The sequence below is a fragment of the Aliidiomarina indica genome (assembly GCF_015354615.1).
Taxonomy (GTDB): Bacteria; Pseudomonadota; Gammaproteobacteria; order Enterobacterales; family Alteromonadaceae; genus Aliidiomarina; species Aliidiomarina indica.
In genome coordinates, this window is sequence record NZ_JACAVQ010000005.1 from 39,301 (window position 1) to 61,664 (window position 22,364).

Consider the following 22,364-nt stretch of genomic DNA (forward strand, 5'->3'; position numbering starts at 1 on the left):
ATCTCCGAAATCAGCGCCAGCCGGCTCTGTCCATCAGGCGCACTGCGGCAGTATTGTTGTCGCCTAACGCGCTCATCGGCAACTCGTCCGCCTTAAACTCGCCCCACGCTTCGAGCACTTCGCTCCAAGGCGCATTCGGGTTCGCCGGATACTCAGAATTCACCTCTGCATACCATGCTTGCGCTTCAACGCCCGCCAAGAAATCCATTAGTTTCAGCGCGTTATCTGTATTGCTAGCATGTTGCAAAAGACCAATTCCAGACACATTCACATGCACGCCCTGACTCTCTTGCGCCGGCCATGCGATGGCAACTTTGCTCACCGTATCTTGGTTTGTGGCATCGCTACTGAGCGTCATCCCGCCAAAGTAGTAAGTGTTCGCTAACGCGATATCGCACTGTCCTGAAGCCACTGCGTGAATCTGATCACGATCACCGCCGACAGGATTGCGGGCGAAATTGGCCACTAAACCACGCGCCCACTGCTCGGTCGCCTCCTCACCATGATGCGCAATCATCGCCGCGACCATTGATTGGTTATACACATTATCGGACGAGCGTACACAAATGCGACCGCGCCACTTGGGGTCAGCTAAGCTCAGATAATCGGTGATTTCTTCGGGGTTTACGCGGTCGATAGCATAGAAAACAGGCCGCGCACGCATGCTTAAGCCATACCAGAGACGGTCGGAATCACGTAAATGCGCGGGAATGGCGTTGTCGAGAATGTCGCTGTGCACCGGTTGAAACAAACCGGATTCTTTTGCACGATGCAGCGCACCGGCATCGACCGTCAGAAACAAGTCGGCTGGGCTATTGCGTCCTTCGTTTTGCAAGCGCGACAGTAGACCATCGCCCGACCCGGTCAACAAATTTACGCGAATGCCTGTTTCTTCAGAGAATTGATCGAGTAACGGCTTAATGAGTCCTTCGTTACGCGAGGAGTATATGTTCACTTCTTCAATGTCACGCGGGCTACACGCGGTGATGCTCAGAGCAAAGGCCAACACGATAGTAAAACCTGCGAACACTACTTTTAAGTTCATTTTAAAAACTCCTTTCAACAGATAGCGTTAGTGTAAAAGACTTATTCCGAAATGACAATCGTTATCATTTGCATCACCGCCCCTTCCCCCTTAGAAACAACGGACAAAAACCGAGTTACGCCCCTGGGGTGGAACTGTTCTAGCCCAAGCGGGGTAAGGAAAACTCGGCTTTTACCGACGGACGAAAACCGAGTTGTACCCCAGGGGCGGAACTGGTGTTTACAAGATGTGGTGGTGGAGTTGTTGGCGAAGCTTGGCTTCGAAAGAAGGCTTGAGGTGGGTGATCCATACGCTTCGTGGCGCCTTTTCCAGGGCGCGGAGCGTGGCATCGACCATTTTTGGTGTCATGTGTTTGGTATGTACAGCGAGTTCGTGATTTTCATTTGGGAAAGAGCACTCAATCATGAGGACATCAATGTCTCCAAGCTTGTTGAGTTCATGGTTGAGAAGCTCACCGGCGGTGGTGTCTGACGTAAACACGAAATGAGCCTTCGCCGATTCAGGTTTAGTGGCCCCGGTGGGTGTTGCACCCTCGGAAGTCGCGGCCGTCCCAGAATTATTCAAAGCCTCGGAAGTCGCTGCCGCCCCAGAAGCACCGAGCCCCTCTCCCGCAGACAACGCCACGGCGAAATCGAGATCTCCGCGCACACTCACCCCGACCGTCGGAATCGTGTGGTCAACGGGGAACAAAGTGAAGGTGGTGCCCTCAAGCTGCAGCTCGTCTCTGGGTTGAATTTCGTGCAGATTTAAAACAGGCCCGCATGGGCCCATCGAGCGCGTGAAGTCGGGCCAAATTTCATCATTAAATATATGATTTTTAAGCTTTTCGATAGTATGAGACAACGCATAAACTTGCACTTGATGGTTCACACCCTCAAACATATTGCTGAGAAACATGGGCAAGGACGCAATGTGGTCCATGTGCGCGTGCGTGAGGATCACGTGCTTTATTTTACGCATTTCATCAACGCGTAGAGTGCTCAGTCCGGTGCCTGCATCAATGAGCACCGACTCGCCAACCCTAATGCACGTTGAGCCCGACTCCGCTCCCATACCGCCGGAACAACCCAATACGTGGATGCGCTGCGCCATTATGAAACCGTCCCGACCCGCATTTCAGAGGCTACGGTGATAAACCAAAGGAAGTGAGAGCCCACGACCACGAACGTCACCGGCCGACGCAGGTTTTGATACCATTTGTCGCTCACCCGCGAAAGGTCATAGTTGAGCCAAAAAAGGTACATCAGGCTTAGAAGACCGAGTGTCCACAGTGGCGGCCAAAAAGCATACGCTGCCCACGCCGCTAATGGCGGGAGCATACTGTTAATCAAGCTTCCTTGCGGACGCTCGAGCTTGCCGGCCATCACTAATCCAAAATGGATGCCGCCCATAAACGACAGAATCACCGCGCTATATATAAGAAATACAGATAGAAATTGGGCTTGATAGAAGCCGATTGCCCCGACAATTGCAGTAGCAATAAACGGCACCACCCCGGCCCAAGTAAGCCGACTTGCGGTAACAATGGCATCTTCCGACATACTGTGCTGACTCATGCAAACCCCTTTTTCTTCACGTTGACAACAGTTCCACCCCTGGGGCACAACTCGGTTTTCGTCCGATTTCAAAAATGCAAAATCCCGCGTATTACGTGGGCTGCAACAGTTCCACCCCTGGGGCGCAACTCGGTTTTCGTCCCGAGGGCGGAGGCGCACTTTAACGTGCGAGGGCGACCCAAGCCAAGTAGCCGATGTAGACGAGCAGGAAAAGTCCGCCTTCGACGCGATTAATCCGCCCCGGTCGCTTGGATCGCGGTAGGCGAAACGCAAACACCAATACTGCTAAGGTGAACAGCGCCATCACCACATAATCGCGTGTGAGTACCGCGGCCTCAAAGCTAAATGGATGAATCACGCCTGCTATCCCTACTACGGCCAGGGTGTTAAATAAGTTCGATCCGAGCACGTTGCCCAAGGCTAAATCGTGTTCGTTCTTGCGGATGGCTGCGATGGCGCTGGCCAACTCCGGTAATGAGGTGCCGATGGCAACGATGGTGAGACCGATCACTAAATCGCTCACACCCATGGCTTCGGCGACGCTCACTGCGCCCCACACTAAAACTCGCGAACTGGCGATAAGCAAAAACAGGCCCACGAACAGCCACATCATGGCGCGCTGAATGGGCATGGCGTGGCTATCGATGTCAGTCAAGGTTTCCGCGCCAAGATTATCATCGCCGCTAAAGCTCTGTTTCACCGTCCACAGCATCACCGCCACAAAAACCAACAGTAAAACAATAGCATCAAGGCGAGTGATGTTCAGGTTCCAGACGATTAACCCCGCCAGTGCGGTGACCCCGATAAGCACCGGCATTTCCCGCCGTAGCACGTTAGAGCGCACCGTGATGGGCGCGAGCACAGCGGTAAGCCCGAGTACCAAACCAATGTTTGCGGTATTCGAACCGAACGCATTTCCAAGCGCCAGCCCCGGATTCCCCTGCGCGGCAGCAAAGGCTGAGACCACCATTTCCGGCGCCGAGGTACCAAAACCGATAACCAACATACCGATGAGCAATGGCGACATCCCGAAATGCCGCGCCGACACTGCGGCGCCTTCGACGAATCGGTCTGCGCTCCAAATCAACAAGGCCAAGCCAAAAACTATCGCAATAAACGCCAACAACATGCTCGCATTCCCTTCGAAAATTTCATCTTCTGCTATCATACTGAAAAAACAAGTATTCGTCTCTGCGGATAAAAACAGAGTTCCACCCCTGGGGCACAACTGTTTTCTGGGGCACAACTGTTTTGCGGAGTTATAACAAAAAAGCGAGGGTGATGATGAGCGATGTATCTGGGAAGCGGCGCATTTTGATGAATCCGCCGGTCTTTATTGGGTCGGGGGTTATTGCTGCTATTTTTGTGTTGTTTGGTATTTTTGTGCCGGAAACTGCGAATGCGACCTTTACCGCGGTGCAATCGTGGATTATGGAAACGGCGGGTTGGTATTACGTGCTCGTGGTTGCCCTTTTCCTGCTGTTCGTCACCTACTTGGCCTTTTCGCGATTTGGCTTAATTAAGTTGGGGCCGGATCATTCTCAGCCCGACTATAGCTACAAAAGCTGGTTTGCCATGCTGTTCAGCGCCGGTATGGGTATCGGCCTGATGTTCTTCGGGGTCGCGGAGCCGGTGATGCATTACATCGCCCCTCCCGTTGGCGCCGGCGAAAATTTCGATGCCGCCCGGGAAGCCATGAACATCACCTTCTTCCACTGGGGTTTGCACGCATGGGCTATTTACGCCGTGGTCGCCCTGTCGCTCGCCTATTTTGCGTTCCGCCATAACTTGCCGCTCACCATACGCTCGTCGCTTTATCCTTTAATTGGCGATCGCATCTATGGTCCGATCGGCCACACGGTTGATATTTTTGCAGTGGTCGGGACCTTGTTCGGGGTGGCCACCTCACTTGGGTTCGGGGTGCTACAAATCAACTCGGGCTTGAACGCGTTAATCGGTATCGATCAGTCCATTTGGGTGCAAATCGCGCTCATCGTGGCTATCACCGCCATTGCAACAGTCTCCGTAGTGCTTGGCCTGGACGGCGGTATCCGCCGCATTTCCGAGCTTAATTTATTCTTGGCCGTTGGCCTGCTTATCTTCGTATTATTTGCCGGCCCGACGGTATACTTGCTGCAATCGCTCGTGCAAAACATCGGTACCTATTTGTCATCAATTGTGAGCATGACCTTCAACCTCTACTCCTATGATCCAAGCACTTACGGCATGCAGGAGGGTTGTGTGGACTGCGAACCCAACACCTGGTTGGGCGGCTGGACCTTGTTCTACTGGGGTTGGTGGATTGCATGGTCGCCGTTTGTGGGAATGTTTATCGCACGCGTGTCGCGCGGCCGTACCATCCGCGAGTTCGTCACCGGCGTGCTGTTAGTGCCCATGGGCTTCACCTTTATGTGGATGACCTTCTTCGGGAACACCGCCATCCACCTTATTTTAATGGAGGGCATGACCTCGCTAGGCGTCGCTGTTATGGCCGATTCATCGGTGGCCTTGTTCCAGTTCTTCGACGCGCTGCCCTTCTCCACCCTCGCATCTGTCGTGGCCACGATTTTGGTGGTGACCTTCTTCGTCACCTCGTCAGACTCCGGCTCGCTCGTGGTCGACATCATTACCTCCGGTGGTGGCGATGAAGATTCTCCCACGTGGCAACGGATTTTCTGGTGTGCCTTGGAGGGGTTAATCGCTATCGCGCTGCTACTTGCCGGCGGCTTGGGGGCCTTGCAGACCGCCTCCATCGCCTCGGCGCTGCCCTTCTCGATTGTCATGCTGTTGATGTGTTGGGGTCTGATACGCGCCCTGCGACTGGAAGTCGTGAAGCGGGTATCGCTGGAGTCGGCATTGAATGCGCCAACGGCCCAAGGTAATTGGCAGCAACAGTTGCGTCGTTTAGTGCGTCAACCGAGCAAAGACGAGGTGCTGACCTTTATTAAAGGCACTGCCACAGACGCCATGAAAGCGGTCGCCGCGGAGCTTGAAAAGCAAAACATTCAGGTGAAAGTGGAATATGGCGACGACGGTCGGGCCTGGCTGCAAACCGAGCACGGCGACGAGATGGATTTCTTCTATTCAGTGCGCCCCCGCGAGTATCACCCACCGAGTTTTGTCATGCGTGATATGCGCAAGAGCCGCGACGAAAAGCTGAAGTTCTTCAAAGCCGAGGTTCACTTGCGCGAAGGCGGGCAAGATTACGACATCTATGGTTGGAGCAAAGACCAAGTGATTTCGGATATCTTGCAGCAGTACGAGCGCCACTGGTTGTTCCTCGACGCAGTGCGGTAATTATTGGTGACCAACGCGGTGCGTTGGCTACTGGCGGTGTCTCGGGGTGGTGACCAACGCTGTGCGTGGGTTGCTGGCGGCCCCGTCGCCATGACTATTCGTCATTCACCGGCACCGGATATATGACGTCGGCGATGCGCATCACACGCTTGGTACTTTCTTCGAATAGCGCGATCACCTGCAGGCGACGCGTAACTTCGGGGGCTGAAATCTCGCCGGCGCGGGTCTGCGCTAAGAGGCTCGCACGGCGGCTTTTTCGCAATGCCTTCACGTTGGCAATCGCATTCTTGCGCTGCTCGGTCGACAGTTGTTTAAGTGAACCGGTGAGCAACAACTCCATAAAAGCATTTTTTAGCTCCGGCGTGAGGGCCGCTTCGATATCCTCGCGCGGGGTGTCTTGTAGTTCGTGAAAGAGTACCCGCAACTGCACACATTCTTCACGCGCCCAATTGAGGTTAAGGAAGCTCTCAGAAAACTCCTCCAAACTACCCTGCGCCCCGAGTTTATTGGAAAATTGTCCGATAGCGTCGAGCAATGCGCTGGTATTTAAATCGTCTTCCGGGGCCGGCTCTGCGCCTTCATCGATGGCCTTGCGGCCTCGGGCTAGCAATTGTTTGAACACGCGCTTAATTTCCGAATGCATGGCGGGCACGCCCATGGCTGGCATGGCGAGCACGGTGTCGTCGAGGTAGCGCGGCTTTTCCGAGGTGAGCTCGGGTTGTTTAATCATGCGCTCGACGAAGCGCAGTAAGTGGTCGGCCAAGAACCACATCAGCACAATGCCGAGGACGTTAAATAAGGTGTGAAACAGCGCCAGGCCGGTGCTGATGTTGGTGCGACCGTCGCCGCCGGCGAGCCAATTCGACACCCACCACAGGGGCACTAGCAGGATCAGAGCGATGGTTCCGGTGAATATTTTTTCCAGTAAGTGCACGAGAGCGAGGCGCCGTGCATTGGTGGTGGCGCCGATGGATGCGAGCATGCTGGTGGCTGTGGTGCCGAGGTTGGCGCCGATCACGAGCGACGCGCCGAGCAGTGGCGTCAGAACACCGGTAACCGAGGCCGTTAGAATAATCGCCAGCGCGGCCGAGCTGCTTTGAATTAAAGCGGTGAGAACGGCGCCAGCAATCACCCCGAGCAAGATTCCGTACCAGCCCGTTGCGCCTAGGCGCTCGATGGGAATCCATTCAGCGGCGTCGATAAAGCCATCGCGGAGCAAGCCAAGCCCTAGGAAAAGCACGCCGAAGCCGGCTAAGGCGAGACCGATATGGGCCCAGCGCGACTTTTTCAAAAATAATTGCAGTAACATGCCGATGCCGATTAATGGCAAAGCGATGATCTCAACTTTGAGTTTGAGGCCGACCAGCGCCACGATCCATGCGGTCATGGTGGTGCCAACGTTGCTGCCAAACACCACCCACGCGGCTTGTTTTAGACGCAGCATGCCGGCATTGGTGAAACCGAGCGTAGCGACGATAACCGCCGACGATGACTGAACTAACGCCGTGATGCTAAAACCGGTAAGGGCCGCCCGCATCTTTGTTTGCGTCGAGCGCTCGAGAAACAGATGAAGCTTGTTGCCCGCGGCAGATTTAAGACCATCGGTCATCATGCCCATGCCCAGCAGCAACAGACCTAGCCCGCCCAACGCCATTGTCACCACAACCCACGACATCGCCTAACCTCCGCTAACCATCCCGCCCCTGAGCCTACAACAGTTCCGCCTACAACAGTTCCGCCCCAGGGGTGGAACTCTGTTTTCGTCGGTTCTTCCCTTGGGCTGCAACTCGGATTTCAGGGTGCTTTAACCTCTGAAATACTCGTACAAACTTAGCATACCGATGACGATAAACACGCCGCTACCAATATAGCGAATGACGCGCATCGGCAGTCTTTTCGTCAGCCATGCGCCAAAAAATATAACCGGCAGCACCACCAGCACCATGCCAAGCGCTGCGCCCGAAGATACGCGCAGAATGCTATCGTAGTGCGCGGCCAGCATCATGGTGGCAACCTGAGATTTGTCGGCAATCTCCGAAACGCTAAAGAGTAAAAAGCTCCCAACTAGCGCACCTAGGTGCATGTATTTCTTTGGAATATCTTCGCTTTCTTCAGGGTTTTCGTTCGATGTTAATAAAATAACCAAGCCCAAAACGACAAAAATCACACCGACAATGAGAGTTACCCAGGGGCCATTAATGAGGTCGCCAACAAAATAGCCGAGGGTGCCAGCGATGCCATGCATTAGCGTCGCAGCAGCGATTAGCCCAATAACAATTGCCCATTTCTGATGCGCATATCGTGCTGCTAAAACGAGCGCGATGAATTGCGTTTTATCCCCCAATTCAGCAAACGCCACCGCCAGCAACGCCGTAAAAAACTCCGCCATCTTTAGTGTCTTATACTCTTATGCTTTCGAATATCGTCATAATACCACAGCCTCTTTTACAGTTACCCCAACAGTTACGCCCCTGGGGTACAACTCTGTTTTTGTCCTTTGCCCATTCCCTCGTAGGCCTTACAGAACAAGGGTTCTTGAGTTACGCCCCTGGGGCGGAACTCTGTTTTTGTCCTGAATCGGAAGTTATATTTTGCGCATAAAAAAGCCTTGTAGTTAAACTTACAAGGCTTTCGGTGTTTATGGTGAAATGTTTAGTAAACGCTGTAGCGGCTCATGACGTGATCGATGAAGCCTTCATCTAGCAGCACTTGCAGCGCATCGTTAAACTCCTCAACTTGGCTTTCATCCACCGATTCTTTGCTAAACATAACATACACTTCCGTTGCCGGAAGGCTTATCTCATGACGATCGATGAATGCCCCGAGTCCTCGACGACGTATCATTGATGCCGCCACCAGATTATCTTCGAGGAAGCCGTCAATTTCGCCATCAAGAAGCCGAGCAACATTCAGTTCATTGAGCATTGCTCCAACAAATTGTGTCGTATATTCAGATTCATACATCAAGTTTTGCAGTTCTTCGCCGTAGTAATATTCATTTACCGTGCCTACTCGAAATCCTGCCGCCAGGAACTCTTCGACACTATCCTGATCATACCGCGACATGCGGTCGCCTCGCACAAACAAACTGAACTGCTCGTCTCTATAAGGAACCGAAAATAAAGCGTATTCATCACGCGCCTCGGTTCTTGAGGCCCCCATGACAAAATCGATATCGCCATTTTGAATCCACTCAATGAGCTCCATCCAGCTCCCTTGTTGGGCGCGAAGGGTACAATTCATGTGTGACAGCGCGCGTTTTGCAATTTCGATATCCACGCCACCCGCTTCACCGCCGGCGCTTAAGTACTGATAGGGCTCCCAGCTTTCAAAGCCGAGGGTTAGTTGACATGGAGGTGTGGTCTCCCGCTCTAATGAAGCTTGCGTTACTCCACGTTCAGGTGCTTGAATTTCTTCACGTTCTGCTGGGCTACAGGCAGTGAACATGGTTACCGCTAGTGCTAACAACATTCCGGACAGCCATCTCATGAGGGCCTCCTTGGTTAATGGTTATGAGCCTCATCATTAGTGTAGAACAGGTTATAAAACCCGCAAGATCGGAAGTTCCACCCCAGAGCTACAACCGACGAAAACAGAGTTCCACCCCTGGGGCGTAATTGTTTTTCGGGGTGGGGGCTGTTATATTTGTATATGCGTATATTAGGATATATAGATATGATTGAGCAGATTTCAATACAAGTGAAAGCACTAGCAGATCCGCATCGGTTGGAATTGCTTGGGTTGTTGCATGCTAAAGGCGAGCTTTGTGTGTGTGAAATTACCTGTGCGTTAGAGCAGCCGCAGCCTAAGATGTCACGCCATTTGGGGATTATGCGTACGGCGGGCTTAGTGACGACCACGCGTCGCGGCCAATGGATGTTTTATACGTTAAATCAAGAGCTTCCCGACTGGATTAATCAGCTTGCAGAAGACGTGATTGCGCAATCGCCAGAGAAAATCGCTGTGGCCACAACCAATCTAAAAACCATGAATCCGATTCCGGAGCGCTGTTGTTAATGGGGATTTTCGAACGTTATCTATCGGTGTGGGTCGGGTTTTGTATCGTCGGTGGCATTGCATTGGGCATTCTTGCGCCTGCGATGTTTGATTGGATTGCCGAAGCCGAGTTTGCACAAGTTAATTTGGTTGTTGCGGTGCTGATTTGGGCCATGATTTTCCCAATGATGACGCAGGTAAATCTCACCTCGATTAAAATGGCCACGCGAGAGCCAAAGGGGCTCATTCTTACGCTGGTCGTTAACTGGCTTATTAAACCTTTCACCATGTTCGCCCTCGGCTATTTCTTCTTTTACATGGTGTTTGCCGATTTCATTTCGCCAGAAGACCAAGCCCAATACTTGGCCGGGTTAATTCTGCTAGGCGTGGCCCCGTGCACTGCGATGGTGTTCGTTTGGAGCCAATTAACGCGCGGCGACGCCTCCTATACGTTACTGCAAGTATCTGTAAATGATGTCATTTTAATTTTCGCCTTCGCCCCCATTGCCGGTCTACTGCTCGGCCTTACCGATCTCACCGTACCTTGGGCCACACTCACGTTGTCGGTACTTTTATACGTCGTCATTCCCCTTATCGCCGCCCTCGTCGCTCGCGCTTGGCTACTGCGCAAAGGCCCGGAAGCACTAGCTCAATTTCAGCAACGTTTGAAGCCAGCCGCGGTCATTGGGCTTTGCCTTACGGTATTAATTTTATTCGGGTTACAGGCGCAATCCATTATCAAAAGTCCGTTTGTGATGCTGTTAATCGCCATCCCTTTGATCCTGCAAACCTATATGATTTACGGTATCGCGCTAAGCGGCGCCTGGTTCTTGCGATTGCCCTCGCGCATTGCGGCACCGGCCTGTCTTATCGGCACGTCAAACTTTTTTGAGCTGGCCGTGGCAGTCGCCATCGGCGTTTTTGGGGTAACCTCGGGCGCGGCTCTTGCTACCGTTGTTGGCGTTTTAGTTGAGGTGCCGGTAATGCTCACCTTGGTGGCGCTCTCCAATCGCATTGCCCCATATCTCAACGCACGCAGCAAAAAAACTTAGCGCTATACGCGAATTTGTAACTTAATGCGTATATTTAGTAATGTGGAATGTCGCCGAGGTTTATGGCATCGCAACAGAAGGAATGATTTATGAGCAGTAAAAAGGTTCGCGTTGGGATTAATGGGTTTGGCCGTATTGGACGGCTCGCGCTTCGGGCGGGTTTTGATTCTGATGAGTTTGAGTTCGTTATGATTAACGACCCGGGCGGCGACGGTAATTTAATGGCCCATTTGTTGGAGTTCGACTCCACCCACGGCCGCTGGAAGCGCAATATCACCAGTGATCCGAATTCCATTACCATCGACGAGCAGCGCCTGCGCTACACCCAGCATAAGGAAATTGGCAGCGGCGACTGGTCGGGCTGCGATATCGTGATTGAAGCCTCGGGCAAGTTCAAAACCGCCGAAGCCATTCAGGCCTATCTTGATCAGGGCGTCGACCATGTGGTGGTAAGCGCTCCGGTTAAAAGTAAGGGTGTGCCTAACGTGGTTGTGGGCGTCAACGATTTGGATTTTGACCCGCTCGAGCATTCCATTGTGAGCGCGGCGTCGTGTACCACTAACTGCTTGGCGCCGGTGGTGGCCGTGATCAACGAGCATTTCCGCATTAAACATGCGTCGATGACCACTATTCATGCGCTCACCAATACCCAAAGTATTCTAGACGCGCCTCATAAAGACATTCGCCGGGCCCGCGCACTCAGTTCCTTGATTCCAACAACAACGGGTTCCGCGCAAGCAATTACCATGATTTTTCCTGAGCTTGAAGGTCGGATTAATGGCCACGCGGTGCGTGTTCCTCTCGACTGCCCGTCGCTGACGGATATGGTGTTTGAGGTGGAAAAACCAACCTCGGCGAAGGAAGTAAACGCTGCGTTGAAAGCGGCTGCAGCGGGAGAACTTGAAGGCGTTTTAGGATACGAAGAGCGACCTTTGGTTTCCATCGATTACAAAACCGACCCACGTTCAAGCATTGTCGATGCGCTCTCTACGCTCGTGGTCAACGAGACCCACGTGAAAATCTACGCGTGGTACGACAACGAGTGGGGCTACGCCAACCGCGTCATCGACCTCGCCAAACGCATCGCCACCCGCTAACAGTTACGCCCCAGGGGTACAACTCGGTTTTTGTCGGCAATGAAAAACGGCAAAAACCGCGCCCCGCCTCGGCTGCAACAGTTCTGCCCCAGGGGTGGAACTCTGTTTTCGTCGGTTGATTGAGAATTAAAAACTATGAATCTGCAACAGTATTTAGTGATTACGGGGAACTATTGGGCATTTACGCTCACCGACGGGGCCCTTCGTATGCTGGTGGTTTTGTTTTTCCATCAGCTCGGATTCTCACCGCTCGAAATCGCCATGCTGTTTATTTTCTACGAGTTTTTTGGGGTGGTTACAAATCTTGTGGGCGGCTATTTGGGCGCACGCATCGGCCTCAATCGCACTATGCAGATTGGTTTGGTACTGCAAATTATTGCCCTTGCCGCCCTTACCGTGCCTACCGAATATCTCACCGTTTTGTGGGTTATGGCCGCCCAGGCTATATCCGGAATTGCTAAAGATCTCAATAAGATGAGCGCGAAAGGCGCGATCAAACTACTGGTTCCTGATAACGCCCAAAGCACCTTGTATAAGTGGGTCGCTATTTTAACGGGATCGAAAAATGCGCTCAAAGGCGTGGGGTTCTTTTTGGGTGGTTTGCTGCTCACCCTGTTTGGATTCGTCGGCGCCCTCTACACATTAATGGCACTGCTGCTGGTGACCTGGTTGCTCAGCCTTATTTTGTTACAAAGCGAGTTGGGCAAGGCGAAAGCCAAGCCTAAATTCAAAGAGATTTTCTCAAAAAGCCGAGCAATCAATATTTTATCAGCTGCGCGTATGTTTTTGTTTGGCGCCCGAGATGTCTGGTTTGTCATTGCGCTGCCCGTTGTGTTGAGCCAGCAATTTAACTGGGATCACTGGCAGGTGGGGGCATTTCTCGCCATTTGGGTTATTTTCTATGGGTTTATTCAGGGTATCGCGCCGCGTTTGACTGGGCGTGATCAGGCCGGTGTCGAACATGGCCCCGATCGCAACGCTGCGGTACTTTGGGCAGCGGGCTTGACCCTCATTCCCCTCGGCATCGCCTTGCTGCTTAACGCCGGCGTGGCCCCGCAATGGATTATCGTTACTGGCCTTATGCTCTTCGCGTTTATGTTTGCGGTCAATTCGTCACTACACAGCTATCTCATTATTCGCTTCGCAAATGCCGACGGCGTTTCCCTCGACGTCGGTTTCTACTACATGGCCAACGCCATGGGACGCCTTATTGGCACGGTTTTATCCGGCCTGATCTTCCAAACCGCCGGATTTGTCGCCTGCTTGCTCGTTTCTGTGATCTTCCTCGCCACCAGTACCATCATTGTCCGCCGACTTTAGGACAAAAACCGAGTTCCACCCCAGGGGCACAACTGTTGAACTACGGACAAAAACCGAGTTCCATCCCAGGGGCACAACTGTTGGTGCGGGGTGGGGGATAGTTGGCATTCAGGGGATTTATGCATGTTGTTGTGATTTTCTGATATGGTGAATAGAAGGTATACAATATTGGGGGTCTTGTATGGTGGGTTTGTACGGTGCGAATACGTCAGCGAACGATGTCCGTGATAATTGCGGCTTTGGTCTGATCGCGCATCTGAATGGTGAGGCGAGTCATTCGCTGATACAACGAGCCATCACGGCGCTCACTCGAATGATGCATCGCGGCGCGATTGGCGCCGATGGCAAAACCGGCGACGGTTGCGGCATTCTAATGCAGCTCCCCACTGATTTTTTTCGCACCATAGCAGAAGAAAGTGATTGGTCGATCGGTAAAAAGTTTGCCATTGGTCAGATTTTCCTAAGCCCCGACCCCGACAAGCAAGCCCGCGCAAAGGCCATCCTCGAAGAAGAGCTAGAGAAAGAAACCCTAACAATTAACGGTTGGCGCGACACCCCGAACAACCCTGATGTGCTCGGTGATATCGCGCGCTCAACGCTGCCGGCCATGGCGCAGGTTTTTGTAACGGCGCAACCGGGTTGGCGGAAGAAAGATTTGGAACGACGGCTATTTATGGCCCGTCGTCGTGCGGAAAAACGCCTCAACGATGACCCCGATTTCTACGTCTGTTCGCTCTCGTGCTTGGTGATTGTGTACAAGGGTCTGATGATGCCGGAAGATTTGGCTAGCTTTTATCCGGACCTTGCCGATTCCCGCCTTAAATCTGCCAATTGTGTGTTCCATCAACGTTTTAGCACCAACACTCAACCCCGTTGGCCGCTCGCACAGCCGTTTCGTTTCCTCGCCCACAATGGCGAAATCAATACGGTGGCGGGCAACCGGCAATGGGCGCGGGCTCGCAGCTACAAAATGCATAGTCCCCTATTGCCCGATTTAAACGACGCAGCACCTTTTGTGAGCGATCGCGGGTCGGATTCGTCCTCGCTCGACAACATGCTCGAGCTACTCCTCGCTGGTGGCATGGATCTGTTCCGAGCCATGCGCTTACTCATCCCGCCGGCATGGCAGGGCGATCCGACCATGGCCCCAGAACTGCGCGCGTTCTACGAGTTCAACTCCATGCACATGGAACCCTGGGACGGGCCAGCTGGCGTGGTGTTAAGCAACGGTCGCCACGTGGCCTGCAGTTTGGATCGCAATGGCTTGCGCCCTGCCCGTTTTGTCATTACCAAAGACGATTACCTCACTGTGGCGTCGGAGGTGGGTACTTGGGATTATGCGCCCGAGGATGTGGTCGACAAAGGCCGACTCGGCCCTGGCGAAATGCTCGCGGTGGATACCTACAACGGCAAAATCTGGCGCTCCCGGGCCATTGATATGGATTTGCAATCGCGTCATCCCTACAAAGATTGGCTCGATGCGCATATTTTGCGGCTCACGCCCTTTGAAGAGGCCGATACCAGTCAGCTCGGCAAGCGCCTGTTTGATGACACCACCATGGCCACCTTCCACAAGCAATTCTTTTATACCCGCGAAGAAATTGAGCAGGTCATCAAGGTGTTAGCCATAGATGGTCAGGAGGCCACAGGCTCAATGGGCGACGACACGCCGGTCGCCGTACTCTCAAATCAACCGCGCCAGCTCTACGATTACTTTCGCCAGCAGTTTGCCCAAGTTACCAATCCGCCGATTGACCCTATCCGCGAACGACACGTGATGTCGCTAGCCACCTGCATTGGTCGCGAGCAAAACATGTTCAATGAAACCTCCGGCTATGCCAATCGCGTGCTGTTCGAATCGCCGGTGTTGATGTACACGGATCTGAAACAACTTAAAGCGCTCGACGATAAACATTACGCCTGGCAAAGCTTCTCCCTCTATTTTGATCCCGAACAGCAAAGCTTGCAGCAAGCGGTGGAAGGCCTTACCGATGCAGTCATTGAGGCGGTGCGTGAGCAAAAAGTGGTAATCGTCATCCTCAGCGACCGAAACATCGCCAAGGGTCAACTGCCCATTCCTGCTGCGATGGCGACCGGCGCGGTGCAGGCCCGTTTGGTGCGCGAGCAGCTGCGCTGTGATGCCAACATCATCGTGGAAACTGCGTCAGCCCGGGATTCGCACCATTTTGCCGTACTTATTGGTTTGGGCGCCACCGCGGTGTATCCGTTTTTGGCTTATGAAACAATTGAGCAAGGGGTCGAGCAGCATCGGATTGATTTACCGGTGCGCGATGCGGTGCTTAATTACCGACTGGGCATCAATAAAGGCCTGCTTAAAATTCTCTCGAAAATGGGCATTTCTACCATTTCCAGCTATCGCGGCGCCGGTTTATTTGAGCTTGTTGGCGTCAGCGATACCATGCATCAGCTCTGCTTCCCCGTGTGTCACCGCCGCATTAACGGAATCTGTTTTGATGATATTCAGCAGGATTTGCTGCGCCTGCACCATGTTGCCTGGCTGCCGCGCAAGCCCATCTCTCATGGTGGCCTGCTCAAATACGTACATGGCGGTGAGTACCATGCCTACAACCCGGATGTGGTGAGCAGTCTGCAGCAAGCCGCGAATCACCGTGATGCCGAGGCCTACGCGCGCTATTGCAAGGCCGTGAATGAGAGGCCTGTGGCTATGTTGCGGGATCTAATGGCATTGGTTCCCCCTGAAAAACCCGCGGACGTCGAGCCAGAAAACAGCTCGCAGTTATTCCAACGCTTCGACAGCGCTGCGATGTCGATTGGTGCCTTGAGCCCGGAAGCTCATGAGGCCCTCGCGGTGGCGATGAACCGCCTTGGTGGACACAGTAATTCCGGCGAAGGCGGCGAAGATCCGAAACGCTTTGGAACCTTAAAGAACTCGCGTATTAAGCAGGTCGCATCGGGTCGCTTTGGGGTGACTCCACATTATTTGGTGCACGCGGATGTGCTGCAAATTAAAATTGCGCAAGGGGCCAAGCCTGGCGAAGGCGGCCAACTGCCCGGCGAAAAAGTGACGGCAGAAATTGCTCAACTACGCTACTCGGTGCCGGGCGTCACGCTGATTTCTCCCCCACCTCATCATGATATTTATTCCATTGAAGACCTCGCTCAACTTATTTTTGACCTCAAGCAAGTGAACCCTGAGGCCCTCGTTTCCGTGAAGCTGGTGTCGGAGCCGGGCATCGGCACCATCGCCACTGGCGTTGCCAAGGCGTATGCGGATTTGATTACCGTGTCGGGCTACGACGGCGGTACCGGCGCCAGCCCTCTGACATCGGTAAAATATGCCGGGTCGCCGTGGGAGCTAGGCCTTGCCGAAGTGCATGAGGCGCTAGTGACCAATGGTCTGCGCCATAAAGTACGGCTGCAGGTGGATGGTGGCCTAAAAACCGGGTTGGATGTGATTAAAGCTGCCATTTTGGGGGCCGAAAGTTTTGGATTTGGCACTGCTCCTATGGTGGCACTAGGCTGTAAATACTTACGTATTTGCCACCTAAATAATTGTGCGACCGGTGTCGCAACACAAGATAAAAACTTACGGGATCACTATTTCTCCGGCTTGCCCGAGAAGGTGGAGAACTATTTTCACTTACTTGCCGACGAAGTGCGTACTTACTTAAGGCAACTTGGGGTTGCACAGCTCACCGACCTAATTGGGCGAACAGATTTGCTTGTTAAAGTCACCGATGGACTCTCGAAAAAGCAGCAACAAGTGGATATTCAGCCTATTTTGGCATCGGCGGGTGTCACTTCTGACCTGCCGCTTCATTGCACTGAATCGAACCCGCCGCACGATACCGGAACGCTGAATGCTCGGCTGTTGAAAGAGTGTGCTGAAAGTATTGAGCAGCGTGAGTCCGCGCAATTTGCGTTTCCCATTCGTAACGATGATCGCTCGGTCGGCGCCAGTTTGAGCGGTTTGATTGCCCGAACGCATGGATTGAAAGGTCTGAGCGCAACGCCGTTACAGCTTACCTTTACCGGCACTGCCGGGCAAAGTTTTGGCGTGTGGAACGCACCGGGGCTGCATTTGAACCTGATTGGTGATGCCAATGATTATGTTGGCAAGGGCATGGCCGGAGGTCAGATTGTGCTTGCGCCAGATCCGGCGGCGGAGTTCGCCAGCCACGAGGCCGTAATTATGGGCAATACTTGCTTGTACGGCGCGACCGGCGGGCGCTTGTATGCCGCGGGCGTTGCCGGCGAGCGTTTTGCAGTGCGCAATAGCGGCGCGACTGCTGTGGTGGAAGGCATCGGCGACCATGGCTGCGAATATATGACCGGCGGCGTGGTGGTCGTACTCGGGCCTACCGGCATCAACTTCGGAGCGGGCATGACCGGCGGTATGGCCTATGTACTCGACGAGTCGGGCGATTTTGAATCGCGTATGAATAGCGGTTTGGTTGAAACCGTGCCCGTACAACAACAGATTTTAGTGGAGCACCTGCGCAGCCATATTCATGATCACGTGGAGGCGACCGGCAGCGAGCGGGCGCGCGATATTTTGGCGAACTTGGAGCAATGGTTGCCGAAATTTGTGATGGTGAAACCCAAATCTCAAGCCGTGGGTGACATGCTTGGGCATCGGCCGCGTTCGAGCGGTTCTATTCGCGTGGAGGTGATGTAATGAGCCGCAACGTATACCAGTTTGTGGATGTGCGCCGAGTGGATCCGCCGAAACGGTCGCTAGCCGAGCGGAAAATCGAATTTGTTGAGATTCACGAGACCATGGGCGGCGAGCAAGTGGCTGGGCAGGCGGATCGCTGTATTGATTGCGGCAATCCTTACTGCGAATGGCAGTGTCCGGTGCACAACTACATTCCCCAATGGCTCGAGTTGGCGGCTGCCGGAAAATATATTGAGGCCGCCGAGTTGTCTCATCAAACCAATAGCTTACCGGAAGTGTGTGGGCGGGTATGTCCGCAGGACCGCTTGTGCGAGGGTGCTTGCACCTTGAACGATGATTTTGGCGCGGTGACCATTGGCGCCATTGAAAAGCATATTAATGACACCGCGTTTGCCGCTGGGTGGCGGCCAGATTTGTCAGCGGTGCAGCGGCTCGATAAGCGCGTTGCGGTGATAGGTGCCGGGCCGGCGGGGCTTGCTTGTGCCGACGTGCTTGCTCGCAACGGCATTGATGCCGTGGTGTTTGACCGCTATCCGGAAATTGGCGGCCTGCTCACCTTTGGCATTCCGGCGTTTAAGTTGGAGAAGGCGGTAATGACTCAGCGCCGAGAGATTTTTGAGGGCATGGGAATCGAATTTCGTCTTGGCTGTGATGTGGGTACCGATGTGTCCTTTGCCGATATCTTGGATGAGTTCGACGCGGTTTTTGTGGGCCTTGGCACGTATAAGGCCGTTGATGGAAACCTGCCTGGGCTTGATGCCAGTGGCGTGCATCCTGCCCTTTCCTATTTGATTGGCAATACCGCTCAGGTGGAGCGGATGGCGATGGGTTCTTATCCTTACATCTCGCTATCCGGCCAGCGGGTTGTGGTTTTGGGCGGCGGCGACACCGCGATGGATTGCGTGCGTACCGCTGTGCGTCAGCAGGCGACGTCCGTGGTGTGCGCGTATCGTCGCGATGAGAAAAATATGCCCGGTTCGCGTAAAGAAGTTCAGAATGCGCGGGAAGAAGGCGTGGTATTTGAATTTAACCTGCAGCCCTTAGCGGTGGAGTCTGAGAACGGCAAGGTGACCGGGGTTCGTTTTGTGCGCACGGCGCTTGGACCCGCCGACGCGCAAGGCCGCCGTAAACCAGAGCCCGTGCCTGATTCGGAATTTGTGATGGCTGCCGACGCCGTTGTGCTTGCCTTCGGCTATCAAGCCAATCCACCGCAGTGGTTGTTAGAGGCCGGTGTTGAGGTGAATGAGTGGGGATTGGTGATGGCCGGTGCTACGGATGCTGATTCGCAAGGTTCTTCTGGTTTTTCCGCTTCGGCGGGCTTTTCAGCTTCGGCAGGTTCGGTGGGTTCTTGGCCAGCGGCTGGGGCTGGTGGCTCGGGGGCCGGGGCTTCTTTGGGGTCTGGGGCTTCTTCGGGGGCCGGGGCTTCGAGGCCAGCAACAGCTTCCGAACCGCTACCTCTGCAAACCACCAATCCTAAAATATTCGCCGGCGGCGACATGGTGCTCGGCGCCGACCTCGTCGTCACCGCCATCGCACAGGGCCGCGCCGCCGCCAACGCCATCACCGACCACCTCACATAAAACAGAGTTCCGCCCCTGGGGTGGAACTCTGTTTTAAGCGCGAATATTGCGCTGAATTGGCGATTGCAGGGAAATTAATGTTTCGGTGGATTGAATTTCGTCGATGACTTGCAGACGCTCGATCAGGAGCCGCTGTAAATCGTCGATATTTTTTACGAGCACCTTAATGAGCACGCTGTATTGCCCGGTGGTGTAATAGGCTTCGGTCACTTCCGGAAGTGCTTTTAGCTTCTCAAGTGCCGATGGGTAGTCGCCCGCTTGACGCAAAATAATGCCGATAAAACAGCAAATGTCGTAGCCGAGCTTGCGATGGTCCACCGACAATTTGGCGCCTGTCACGATCCCTGCTTTGCGCATTTTCTCAACGCGCACATGCACAGTCGCAGGCGATACCCCATTTGCTTTTGCGATTTCCGCATAGGAAAGGCGGGCGTTATCGCTTAAGGCGTTCAAAATGATTCGGTCTAAATTATCGATCATTTAATGACACTCCAAAAAACAGAACAACATCTAACGATTCATTACCTAAAACGACTTTTTATTTAAATTAAATATCACACAATCACTTTTGTATAAAACAGTATTGAATGCAACCTCTGTTTGACGATAAAACATTTACATCGAATGCGCACTTTACCCAGCAAGGTCCGCAAATTAAGTAAAAGCAAATCAGAGGTGCACTATGAAAGCCGTATTCTTAACTCAGCAACATGAAATTCGTTATATAAAACAAAAATTTACGGAAGAGCTTTGTGCAGCTTTGAATCTCACCGAAATTCAAGCACCGATTCTCACAGACCCTACTGAGGGCGTACAGGATACTCTGTCGGGTTTTGAGAAAGCGGTGCAGGTGCCGGTAAGAGCCCTGCAGCGTGATTTTGAAGTGGTCCATTCGCTGGCGAAATGGAAGCGAGCCACGCTTGCACAGTACGGGTTTGAGCCGGGAGAAGGCATTGTAACGCAAATGAAAGCGCTGCGACCGGATGAGGAACACTTGAGCGCGGTGCACTCGGTGTTTGTTGATCAATGGGACTGGGAGCAAGTCATTCGCCCTGAGCTGCGCACTCAAGCGCAACTTCACACCACCGTTCGGGCTATTTATGCTGCTTTACTTGCCACATTAGCCGATTATAAAACGGGCTTTGGAAGCGAACTGGCACTGCCCGAGCAGATTACTTTTCTCACTAGCGAGTCCTTACTTCAGGCTTATCCAGAACTGACTCCGAAAGAGCGCGAGCATGCCGCGGCCGAAAAGTTTGGCGCGATATTTGTTGAGAGTATTGGCGGTGAACTCAGCGATCAAAGCATTCACGATGTTCGCGCCCCCGACTATGACGATTGGTCATTGAACGGCGATATCATTGTATGGAACCCGATCTTAAAGCAATCACTTGAGTTAAGCTCCATGGGTATTCGAGTCGATCGCGCAGCATTACTCAAACAACTCGCCCATGCCGGTCGTGTCGAAAGCGAATCTTTACCTTGGCATCAAAAACTCCTGGCCGGCCATTTGCCGCAAACTATTGGCGGCGGAATTGGACAGTCCCGCTTGTGCATGTGGATGATGCAAAAACCCCATATCGGTTACGTTCAGCATGGGGTCTGGTGCTCAAAAACAAAAACTCAGTTCGCCGACTTGCTATAAAACAGAGTTGTGCCCCAGGGGTGGAACTGTTTTTCACCAGAAAGTATTGATAACCATTCTCATTTGTGTTTATACTTAGCGCATCGATATATGAGGTGGTTTTATGTACGTTTGCCTATGTAAAGGTGTAACTGACAAGCAGATTACTCGCGCGGTAGAAAACGGCGCCTGCACTATGCGTGACCTCCGCCAGCAATTTGGTGTGGGCACCCAATGCGGAAAATGTACTTGCCACGCCCGTGACGTGCTGCATGAGTCTTTGCATGCTCGTCCTGATGTTATTGAAGTTCCTGTCCGCGATGCCGCGGCCCCTTTCAACGCCGACGTCCTTTACTCTTAATTCCTTCCCCCCAATCCGAGTTCCACCCTCGGGGCACAACTGCCCCACCGCCGACGAAATCCGAGTTGTACCCCTGGGGCGTAATTGTTGTTTGTTGTAAAGGGTGCTTGAATTCGGGGGCTGCTGCACCTACTCTTAATGGATGAATTCTGTTGATGTGACAATACATTAGCGGAGTCTTTCGGGGGCTTAAATTGCATTGTCTCGCTGCGGCGAGATCAGCTATTTTCCCCTCGTCTTATAGACGCTTTGAGCTTTCGCCTCACAAGCGCTAAAAAGTCATTTAATCATTGGAGGAAGCTATGCGGGGAAACTCGGTGGTGATGGCGGCACTGAATAAAGTGCTGACCCGAAAGCTGACAGCAATTAATCAGTATTTCTTGCATGCACGTATGTTCAAAAACTGGGGTTTTTCTGCCCTGAATGAGCGTATTTACAAAGCCTCTATCGAAGAAATGAAGCATGCAGATGACGTCATTGAGCGCATTTTATTGCTCGACGGCCTGCCGAACCTGCAAGAGCTCGGCAAACTCTATATTGGCGAAGAGCCGGCGGAAATGCTCAAGCTCGACGACAAACTGCAAACAGAAGATATTCGGCATATTCGCGATGCCATTGCCGTATGTGAGTCGGAGCAAGATTTCGTGAGTCGCAAAATACTTGCGACCATTTTAGAGCAACAAGAAGAGCATCAAGATTGGCTCGACACCCAATGTGGCCTGATTGATACTCTTGGCGTGGAAAACTATCTACAACAGCAGCTTTAAGGAGTGGTT

General features: G+C 53.1%; 18 protein-coding genes. 10 read left to right on the forward strand and 8 right to left on the reverse strand.

Annotated features, from left to right (window positions below):
• Positions 1–10: 10 nt before the first annotated feature.
• The 4 genes from HXZ99_RS08470 to HXZ99_RS08485 all read right to left on the reverse strand — a co-directional run bounded on the left by HXZ99_RS08470 (position 11) and on the right by HXZ99_RS08485 (position 3,730).
• Positions 11–1,045, reverse strand: coding sequence for a Fe(3+) ABC transporter substrate-binding protein (locus tag HXZ99_RS08470; RefSeq protein ID WP_194756862.1), 1,035 nt, complete (start codon positions 1,043–1,045; stop codon positions 11–13).
• A gap of 219 nt (positions 1,046–1,264) precedes the next feature.
• Entirely contained in the window at positions 1,265–2,137 is an 873-nt protein-coding gene (locus tag HXZ99_RS08475; protein ID WP_194756863.1) for a 3',5'-cyclic-nucleotide phosphodiesterase, read from the reverse strand.
• On the reverse strand, positions 2,137–2,601 hold the full coding sequence (locus HXZ99_RS08480) for a DUF3429 domain-containing protein (protein WP_194756864.1): 465 nt from the start codon (positions 2,599–2,601) through the stop codon (positions 2,137–2,139). Before HXZ99_RS08480 ends, HXZ99_RS08475 begins: the two co-directional genes overlap by 1 nt.
• A gap of 160 nt (positions 2,602–2,761) precedes the next feature.
• On the reverse strand, positions 2,762–3,730 hold the full coding sequence (locus HXZ99_RS08485; protein ID WP_194756865.1) for a calcium/sodium antiporter: 969 nt from the start codon (positions 3,728–3,730) through the stop codon (positions 2,762–2,764).
• A gap of 155 nt (positions 3,731–3,885) precedes the next feature.
• Between HXZ99_RS08485 and HXZ99_RS08490 the strand changes: the two genes are divergently transcribed.
• A complete protein-coding gene (locus tag HXZ99_RS08490; RefSeq protein WP_194757026.1) occupies positions 3,886–5,898 on the forward strand; it encodes a BCCT family transporter in 2,013 nt (670 codons plus the stop codon).
• A gap of 94 nt (positions 5,899–5,992) precedes the next feature.
• On the opposite strand, the gene HXZ99_RS08495 is transcribed toward HXZ99_RS08490, so the two are convergent.
• The 3 genes from HXZ99_RS08495 to HXZ99_RS08505 form a co-directional block, all read right to left on the reverse strand.
• Positions 5,993–7,573: a Na/Pi cotransporter family protein gene (locus tag HXZ99_RS08495; protein WP_194756866.1), complete on the reverse strand. Its 1,581-nt coding sequence runs from the start codon at positions 7,571–7,573 to the stop codon at positions 5,993–5,995.
• 129 nt (positions 7,574–7,702) lie between these two features.
• A complete protein-coding gene (locus HXZ99_RS08500; protein ID WP_194756867.1) occupies positions 7,703–8,287 on the reverse strand; it encodes a TMEM165/GDT1 family protein in 585 nt (194 codons plus the stop codon).
• 263 nt (positions 8,288–8,550) lie between these two features.
• Positions 8,551–9,387, reverse strand: coding sequence for a substrate-binding periplasmic protein (locus HXZ99_RS08505; protein WP_194756868.1), 837 nt, complete (start codon positions 9,385–9,387; stop codon positions 8,551–8,553).
• A 186-nt stretch (positions 9,388–9,573) separates the two neighbouring features.
• Here HXZ99_RS08505 and HXZ99_RS08510 point away from each other — a divergent pair, with 186 nt between their 5' ends.
• The 6 genes from HXZ99_RS08510 to HXZ99_RS08535 all read left to right on the forward strand — a co-directional run bounded on the left by HXZ99_RS08510 (position 9,574) and on the right by HXZ99_RS08535 (position 19,603).
• Positions 9,574–9,915 (forward strand): ArsR/SmtB family transcription factor, encoded by a 342-nt coding sequence (locus HXZ99_RS08510; RefSeq protein WP_194756869.1) that lies wholly within the window; start codon positions 9,574–9,576, stop codon positions 9,913–9,915.
• On the forward strand, positions 9,915–10,946 hold the full coding sequence (gene arsB, locus HXZ99_RS08515) for an ACR3 family arsenite efflux transporter (protein WP_194756870.1): 1,032 nt from the start codon (positions 9,915–9,917) through the stop codon (positions 10,944–10,946). The genes HXZ99_RS08510 and arsB overlap by 1 nt, the downstream gene beginning before the upstream one ends.
• Before the next feature lie 89 nt (positions 10,947–11,035).
• Entirely contained in the window at positions 11,036–12,043 is a 1,008-nt protein-coding gene (locus HXZ99_RS08520) for an ArsJ-associated glyceraldehyde-3-phosphate dehydrogenase (protein ID WP_194756871.1), read from the forward strand.
• Positions 12,044–12,178: 135 nt separating this feature from the next.
• The gene (gene arsJ, locus HXZ99_RS08525; RefSeq protein WP_194756872.1) at positions 12,179–13,363 is read left to right on the forward strand and encodes an organoarsenical effux MFS transporter ArsJ; all 1,185 of its coding nucleotides are present in this window, start codon (positions 12,179–12,181) and stop codon (positions 13,361–13,363) included.
• 181 nt (positions 13,364–13,544) lie between these two features.
• The gene (gltB, locus tag HXZ99_RS08530; protein WP_194756873.1) at positions 13,545–18,023 is read left to right on the forward strand and encodes a glutamate synthase large subunit; all 4,479 of its coding nucleotides are present in this window, start codon (positions 13,545–13,547) and stop codon (positions 18,021–18,023) included.
• Positions 18,023–19,603, forward strand: coding sequence for an FAD-dependent oxidoreductase (locus tag HXZ99_RS08535; protein WP_228517842.1), 1,581 nt, complete (start codon positions 18,023–18,025; stop codon positions 19,601–19,603). Before gltB ends, HXZ99_RS08535 begins: the two co-directional genes overlap by 1 nt.
• Before the next feature lie 33 nt (positions 19,604–19,636).
• Here HXZ99_RS08535 and asnC read toward each other — a convergent pair whose 3' ends face one another.
• Entirely contained in the window at positions 19,637–20,083 is a 447-nt protein-coding gene (gene asnC, locus HXZ99_RS08540; protein ID WP_194756874.1) for a transcriptional regulator AsnC, read from the reverse strand.
• Between the two features lie 202 nt (positions 20,084–20,285).
• On the opposite strand from asnC, the gene asnA reads away from it, so the two are divergent.
• The 3 genes from asnA to bfr all read left to right on the forward strand — a co-directional run bounded on the left by asnA (position 20,286) and on the right by bfr (position 22,355).
• Positions 20,286–21,248 carry an aspartate--ammonia ligase gene (gene asnA, locus HXZ99_RS08545; protein WP_194756875.1) on the forward strand — a complete coding sequence of 321 codons (963 nt, stop codon included), beginning with the start codon at positions 20,286–20,288 and terminating at the stop codon, positions 21,246–21,248.
• Between the two features lie 103 nt (positions 21,249–21,351).
• Positions 21,352–21,588: a bacterioferritin-associated ferredoxin gene (locus tag HXZ99_RS08550; protein WP_194756876.1), complete on the forward strand. Its 237-nt coding sequence runs from the start codon at positions 21,352–21,354 to the stop codon at positions 21,586–21,588.
• A gap of 302 nt (positions 21,589–21,890) precedes the next feature.
• The gene (gene bfr, locus HXZ99_RS08555; protein WP_194756877.1) at positions 21,891–22,355 is read left to right on the forward strand and encodes a bacterioferritin; all 465 of its coding nucleotides are present in this window, start codon (positions 21,891–21,893) and stop codon (positions 22,353–22,355) included.
• Positions 22,356–22,364 lie beyond the last annotated feature (9 nt).